Annotated in this window: 4 protein-coding genes and 1 pseudogene; 4 read left to right on the plus strand and 1 reads right to left on the minus strand. The window is 37.2% G+C overall.

The features are described 5' to 3' along the window. The 4 genes and pseudogenes from gltB to AA81_RS11425 all read left to right on the plus strand — a co-directional run. A pseudogene (gene gltB / locus AA81_RS11410) lies at positions 1-3,221 on the plus strand (glutamate synthase large subunit); the annotation flags it as partial. Positions 3,222-3,251: 30 nt separating this feature from the next. Further along, positions 3,252-4,772, plus strand: a complete 1,521-nt coding sequence (locus AA81_RS11415) for a glutamate synthase subunit beta (protein WP_103078780.1) — start codon at positions 3,252-3,254, stop codon at positions 4,770-4,772. A 137-nt stretch (positions 4,773-4,909) separates the two neighbouring features. Then, positions 4,910-6,235: an ammonium transporter gene (locus tag AA81_RS11420; protein WP_103078781.1), complete on the plus strand. Its 1,326-nt coding sequence runs from the start codon at positions 4,910-4,912 to the stop codon at positions 6,233-6,235. A gap of 1 nt (position 6,236) precedes the next feature. Beyond that, a complete protein-coding gene (locus tag AA81_RS11425) occupies positions 6,237-6,572 on the plus strand; it encodes a P-II family nitrogen regulator (protein ID WP_103078782.1) in 336 nt (111 codons plus the stop codon). A 62-nt stretch (positions 6,573-6,634) separates the two neighbouring features. Here AA81_RS11425 and AA81_RS11430 read toward each other — a convergent pair whose 3' ends face one another. Next, positions 6,635-7,411 (minus strand): inositol monophosphatase family protein, encoded by a 777-nt coding sequence (locus AA81_RS11430; protein WP_103078783.1) that lies wholly within the window; start codon positions 7,409-7,411, stop codon positions 6,635-6,637. Positions 7,412-7,474: the final 63 nt, after the last annotated feature.

Raw genomic sequence — 7,474 nt, forward strand, 5'->3', positions numbered from 1 at the left:
GAAATATGGAAATCGATGAGGTACCTTTAACTACAAAACAAAAATGTTTCGGATACACATTTGAAGATATTGAGATGATCATAGAACCTATGGTTATAGGTGCTTCTGACCCCGTTGGGGCTATGGGGGATGACACACCTTTGGCCGTTTTATCTGAACGTCCAAAGTTGTTGTATGAATATTTTAAACAGCTTTTCGCTCAAGTAACCAATCCTCCTATAGATGCGATAAGAGAAAAAATTATCACCTCTACCCATCTTTACATAGGTTCTGAAGGTAATCTTATTGATCCATCATCCATCAATTGTAGGCAAATTAAGATCAAAAACCCTATTCTCACCAACGATGAAATGGAAAAGATAAAAAATCTTGACTTAGAAGGTTTTAAAGCGATCACCTTACCCATCTTATACAAGGTAAAAGATGGAGAAGAAGGATTAAAAAAGGCGATTACAAACCTCTTTCAAAAAGCAGATTCTGCCATAAACGATGGTGCTAACATATTGATATTGACAGATAAAGGAGTTAACCAAAATCATGCACCAATTCCAGCTTTATTGGCGGTATCGGGTCTTCATCATCATTTGGTTAGAAAAGAAAATAGAACAGAGATTGGAATAATTTTGGAATCTGCAGAACCAAGAGAAGTACACCATTTTTGTACACTCCTAAGTTATGGAGCTTCTGCTATCAATCCATATCTCACCTATGAAAGTATTGAAAATTTAGTTAACAAAGGTTACATTAAAGGTTTGAAATATGAAGAAGCCGTTAAAAGGTATAAAGATGCATCTTTGAAAGGTATTCAAAAAGTGTTATCAAAGCTTGGGATATCAACCCTCCAAGGTTATCAAGGGGCTCAAACCTTCGAAATAGTAGGAATAAAAAAGTCTATCGTAGAGCAATTTTTTACAGGAACCACTTCACAAGTAGAAGGGATAGGCTTAAAAGAAATAGCTCAAGAAGTTTCTAAACGTCATTCGAGTGCATTTAATCAGGTTAATAGAGGATCGTTACTTGATTCAGAAGGTCTTATGAAATGGAGGGCAAAAGGTGAGTATCACTTGTACAACCCTAAATCCATTTATTATTTACAAAATGCTGTTAAAAACAACGATTATGAACTTTTCAAAAAGTTTTCACAATCTATAGTCGATGAAGACGCAAAATTATACAGTTTGAGAAGTCTTTTTGAGTTCAATTTCGATAAAACTAAAGCAATTCCCCTTGACGAAGTAGAACCTGTCGAATCGATTGTTAAAAGGTTCAAAACAGGAGCTATGTCTTTTGGTTCAATAAGCCAAGAAGCCCACGAAACTATAGCAATAGCTATGAATCGAATAGGTGCAAAGAGTAATACAGGTGAAGGAGGGGAGGATTCAAACCGTTTTGCAAAAGAACAAAATAGGGATTCAAAGAATAGCTCAATAAAGCAGGTGGCTTCTGGAAGATTCGGAGTTACAATCAACTACTTAAACAACGCTCAAGAGATCCAAATAAAGGTAGCCCAAGGTGCAAAACCTGGAGAAGGAGGAGAACTACCTGGGAATAAGGTCTATCCATGGGTAGCAAAGGTAAGGAACTCTATTCCAGGAGTTACTCTCATTTCACCTCCTCCACATCACGATATCTACTCGATAGAAGATTTAGCAGAATTGATATACGACCTAAAAAACGCCAATAGAAACGCTCGAATAAACGTAAAATTGGTTTCAAAATCTGGTGTAGGAACCATAGCAGCGGGTGTAGCAAAAGCTGGAGCGGATGTAATATTGATAAGCGGTTTTGATGGTGGTACCGGAGCTTCACCACGTACTAGTATAAGGCATGCGGGTTTGCCATGGGAATTAGGATTAGCTGAAACTCATCAGACCTTGGTGTTGAACAAGTTGAGAGACAGGGTCACTTTGGAAACGGATGGTAAGTTGCTAACTGGAAAAGACATAGTGATTGCAGCACTTTTAGGCGCAGAAGAGTTTGGATTTGCCACAATTGTGTTAGTTGCCTTAGGTTGTGTCATGATGAGAGTTTGCAATTTGGATACATGTCCTGTGGGAATTGCGACACAAAACCCTGTACTGAGAAAAAATTTCAAAGGTGATCCTCAATATGTTGTCAATCTCATGTACTTTCTCGCGTCTGAAGTAAGGGAATATATGGCCAAGTTAGGATTCAGAACGTTTAGTGAAATGGTTGGACGTGTTGATAAATTAAGACAAAAAGAAATAAAAAATCATTGGAAAGCACATAGTATTGATCTTTCAAAATTATTATACAAACCAGAAATAAAAAATTACTCATTCAGCCAATATCCTAAACCAATAAACAACGGTTTATCAGATACCTTGGACATAACTAAATTACTTCCCATTTGCCAGAATGCATTAGAAAATGGTGAAAAGATTGAGGCCACTTTAGCTATAAAAAATGTGAATAGAACCGTTGGAACAATTTTGGGAAGCGAAATAATTAAAAGGTATGGTGAGGAAGGTCTGCCTGAAGATACAATAAAAATACATTTCAAAGGATCAGCTGGCCAAAGTTTTGGAGCCTTCATCCCCAAGGGGGAAACGTTGATATTAGAAGGCGATTCAAACGATTACATAGCAAAAGGTTTATCGGGTGGAAAAATTATAGTATACCCCCCGAAGGATTCTCGATTCTATAATGAAGAAAATGTAATTGTTGGTAACGTTGCATTGTATGGAGCAACAAGCGGTGAAACATACATCAGTGGTTTAGCGGGTGAACGCTTCGCAGTCAGAAACAGTGGGTCTACTGCTGTGGTTGAAGGTGTTGGCGAACATGGCTGTGAATATATGACTGGTGGAAAGGTTGTTATACTTGGTAAAACGGGTAGAAACTTTGCCGCAGGTATGTCAGGTGGAATAGCTTACGTATATGACAAAGACAATAGCTTTGAATCGAAATGTAACAAAGACACTGTTTTGTTGGAAAAAGTTGAAGATGAGAATGAAAAGAACGAAATAAAAGAGTTGATAAAAAAACATTATAAGTACACGAGTAGTAATGTGGCTAAAAACATTTTGAACAACTGGGGGAAAACTAAGGAAAGATTCGTTAAGGTTATACCAAAAGATTACAAAAGAATGATGGATGTTGTAAATAGGATGCATATTGAAGGAATTACTGGCGAAGAAGCTCTTATGAAGGCATTTGAAGAGAATTACAAGCAACAATCTTTGGTTCAAACGCATTGAACATTAGAAATTTGTAAAGGAGGTCACTATATGGGCGACCCACAAGGATTTCTAAAGTACGAAAGAAAAAACCCTGAAGAAAGACCCCCAAAAATGAGAATAAATGATTGGGAAGAATTATATATAGAAATGGAAAAAGACGAACTCCGAATACAAGCAGCAAGATGTATGAACTGTGGCACGCCGTTTTGTCACTCTGGTATATTGATAAATAATATGGTTTCAGGGTGCCCCTTGAATAATTTGATTCCAGAATGGAACGATTTAGCCTATAGAAACCTTTGGAGAGAAGCTTATGAAAGGTTGATCGAAACAAACAGTTTCCCGGAGTTCACAGGCAGGGTCTGTCCGGCTCCTTGCGAAAAAGCTTGTGTAAACAATTTGGTAAAGGATCCAGTTTCCATTAAAAGTATTGAATATTATATCATAGAAGAAGCATTCAAAAATGGTTGGGTAGAAGAGGATAAACCATCTTACTCTACTGGTAAAAAGGTAGCTGTTGTAGGTTCTGGACCGGCAGGGTTGTCGTGTGCTTGGGAGTTAAACAGATATGGTCATGAAGTTACCGTTTTTGAAAAGAACGAATACCCAGGGGGCTTATTAACTTACGGCATACCAAATATGAAATTGGACAAAAAGATTGTAAAAAGGCGTATAGAATTGATGGGAAAATCAGGTATACAATTCAAGACTAATGTGAACGTTGGTAAAGATTACCCAGTTCAAAAGCTAAAAGAAGAATTTGATGCCGTTGTATTATGTGGAGGTACCGCTAAAGCGAGGGATCTAAATGTGGAAGGAAGAAACCTAAAAGGGATATACTTTGCCACAGAATTTTTGAAGAGTGCGAACGAGAGAATACTGTCTCGACTTTTAAAAAGTGAAAAAGATATTGAGGAGATCTCTGCCAAGGGTAAAAATGTTATCGTAATCGGAGGAGGCGATACAGGAACGGATTGTGTGGGAGTTAGTTTAAGGCAGGGTTGTAAAAGTGTGGTACAGTTTGAAATTATGGACAAACCTCCACTTTTAAGGAGGCAAAACAATCCTTGGCCAGAATGGCCCAAGGTTTTAACTGTTGATTATGCTCAGGAGGAATATGCCGAACAATTCGGTAAAGATCCAAGATTGTACAATATTTCAACTAGAAGATTTGTTGGAGATACAAAAGGCAAAGTTAAAGAGGTTCATACCGTTGAAGTAGAATGGGAACATGATAAAACAGGGAAATTGTTTCTAAGAGAAATAGATGGAACAGAAAAGGTATGGAAGGCAGATTTAGTTCTGTTAGCCTTGGGATTCTTAGGCCCTGAAAACTATTTAATTGAGCAATTAAATGTAGAAACAAATAAAAGATCAAACGTTAAAACCGGAGAAGGAAAATATTCGACGAATGTGGAAGGGATTTTTTCAGCTGGAGATATGAGAAGGGGACAAAGTTTGGTAGTATGGGCAATAAATGAAGGAAAACAAGCGGCTAAAGAGTGTAATGAATACTTAATTTCTTCCAATAATAACAATAATAAACAGCGTCGGCTCAAAACGCTGTAGTATTGTTGTTATAAAGCCGACGCAGAAAAATTAATGCGTCGGTTTTTTTATTTTGGTAATAGGGAGGTGAAAAAAGTCTAGGTTAAGCACCATATTCTGGGGTTTGTAAAAAATCAAAAAAGGAGTGTGAGGGTATTATGAAGAGAGCTTGGAAGAGTTTGTTGATGTTGTCGGTTGCCTTTATTGTTCCAACCGCCTTACTCGCAGATAGTATTACTATGGAGGAAGTGGTACGCTCCATTGATACTATGTGGACTTTACTCGCAGCGTTTTTAGTGTTTTTTATGCAAGCTGGATTTGCGCTCGTGGAAGCAGGGTTTACAAGATCAAAGAATACGGTAAACATCATTATGAAAAATTTTACTGATTTTTTGGTCGGCTCAATACTTTACTGGATAGTAGGATTTACAATTATGTTCGGAGTTGGAAATGGTTTCATAGGTTGGCAAGGAAGTTTTGAATATCTGGGGTTAAACATTCCGCTTAACGCTTTTTTAATATTCCAGACGGTATTTGCTGCAACCGCTGCAACTATTGTATCCGGAGCGATGGCGGAAAGAACTAAATTCACTGGCTATCTGATCTACAGTGTTTTCATCAGTGCATTTATATATCCCATAGTTGGTCATTGGATATGGGGTGGAGGTTGGTTATCAGATATGGTCGATTTTGCAGGTTCCACAGTTGTCCATTCTGTAGGCGGCTGGGCAGCACTGATGGGAACAATGGTTTTAGGACCAAGAACCGGTAAATACAGATCAGATGGAACGCCAAACAAGATACCAGGACATAGCTTAGTTTTAGCTGCTTTGGGTGTTTTCATCCTATGGTTTGGATGGTTTGGTTTTAACCCAGGAAGTACCATTTCGGGTTTAAATCTCAAAATCGGTGATATAGCAATGACCACAAATTTAGCTGCCTCGGCAGGAGGATTAGGAGCATTGACGATAGGTTGGTTTATCTACAAAAAACCGGATGTCAACTCTACCCTAAATGGTGTTTTAGCTGGATTAGTGGGGATCACTGCCGGTTGTGCCAGCGTTACAAACGTTGGAGCTGCAATAATAGGAGCTTTATCCGGTAGTTTAGTTGTTTTAGCTATAGAATTTTTTGACAAAATACATATTGATGATCCAGTTGGAGCAATCTCTGTGCACGGGGTTGGTGGAGTATTCGGTACATTAATGGTTGGAATATTCGCTGTGGACGGTGGATTGCTCTACGGTGGAGGAGTAAACCTGTTTTTAACCCAGCTTAAAGGGGTGTTAGCTGTTGCAGGTTGGACCCTTGCAACTACTTACATTCTTTTTAAAAGTGTCGATTTAACAATAGGTTTGAGGATTGATTCTACTAGTGAAATAGAGGGCTTAGATTTTGTAGAACATGGATCTGTCAGTTATCCTGATTTAACTCCGCTTAAAGGGCGAAGCGTGAGAGTAAAAATTGATGAGGAGGGTGAATAATATGGGATACAAAAAAATTGAATGCTTTATTAGGCCAGAAAAATTTGAGGAAGTTATTGTAGGATTAGAAAAAGTAGGTATCGAGGGCATTAATGTTGATAAGATCTATGGATATGGTAGTCAAAAAGGTGAGGAAAAAGAGGTAGAAAAATACAAACAAAAAAAAGAATATGAAGTAAAATTCAAGGAAAAGATCAAGTTAGAAATAGTTACCGAAGAAAGTAAAGTTGAAAAAATTATAGAAACTATAAAAACACATGCACAAACAGGTAAGATAGGTGATGGAAAGATTTATATTACACCGGTAGAAGAAAGTATAAAAATACGAACCACTTAAATAAAAATGCGCCCAAAGGGCGCATTTGTTTCGTTGGTGGAATCAATACGAATTATTATCCTTCATTGAAATTTTTGAATATTTTTTAAATTATTTATCAAATCTTGAATAATGTAAGGATTGCAGTAAAGAGCATCCGCCTGGAAAATATTTACATTTTTTCCATTGATATCTACAATTTCCCCGCCAGCTTCCTCTAATATTAAATGACCTGCTGCTACATCCCATGGATGAGATCTTATAGATATGAAAGCATCCAAAAAACCCGATGCCACATAAGCGATCTGCAAGGCAGCGGTACCAAACAATCTAATCCTCATAACTTTTTCTTCCAACGCTTTGAAATATTTGTATGTATTCCCTCTCTCATTTCCAAGAGAAATCATAGCATCTTCAAAATTTTTTGCCCAGTTTGGTTTCAATCTTTCATCGTTTAAATAAGCGCCATTGTTTTTTGTGGCAGAGTAAAAAAGGTTCATAAAAGGTGAATAGATGATACCTATCGTTGGTTCTTTGTTTTCAACATATGCTACTGAGATACAATGTTCTGGCAAACCCCTTGAAAAATTTACCGTACCGTCTATAGGGTCTATAACCCAATATTCGTTTTTATCAGGAGTTTGGGTTAGTCCTGATTCTTCTGCTAAAAATAATGAATTTGGGAAACTTTTATTTATCTCTTCTATTAGGTATTCCTGTATTTGGTAATCTACATCGGTTACAAGATCGGTTCGAGATTTTTTTGAATTAACATGGAAATTCTCGGTGCTCCACACTTTTAATTTTTCTCCCGCATCATAAACTATTCTTTTTATTTCAATGAAATCATTTTTTGTCAATCGTTTTTCCTCCTAAAAAGGTTTTAACTATCTTTAGAAACTTTATATTTAGCGCCCCTTCGC

The organism is Petrotoga halophila DSM 16923 (assembly GCF_002924615.1).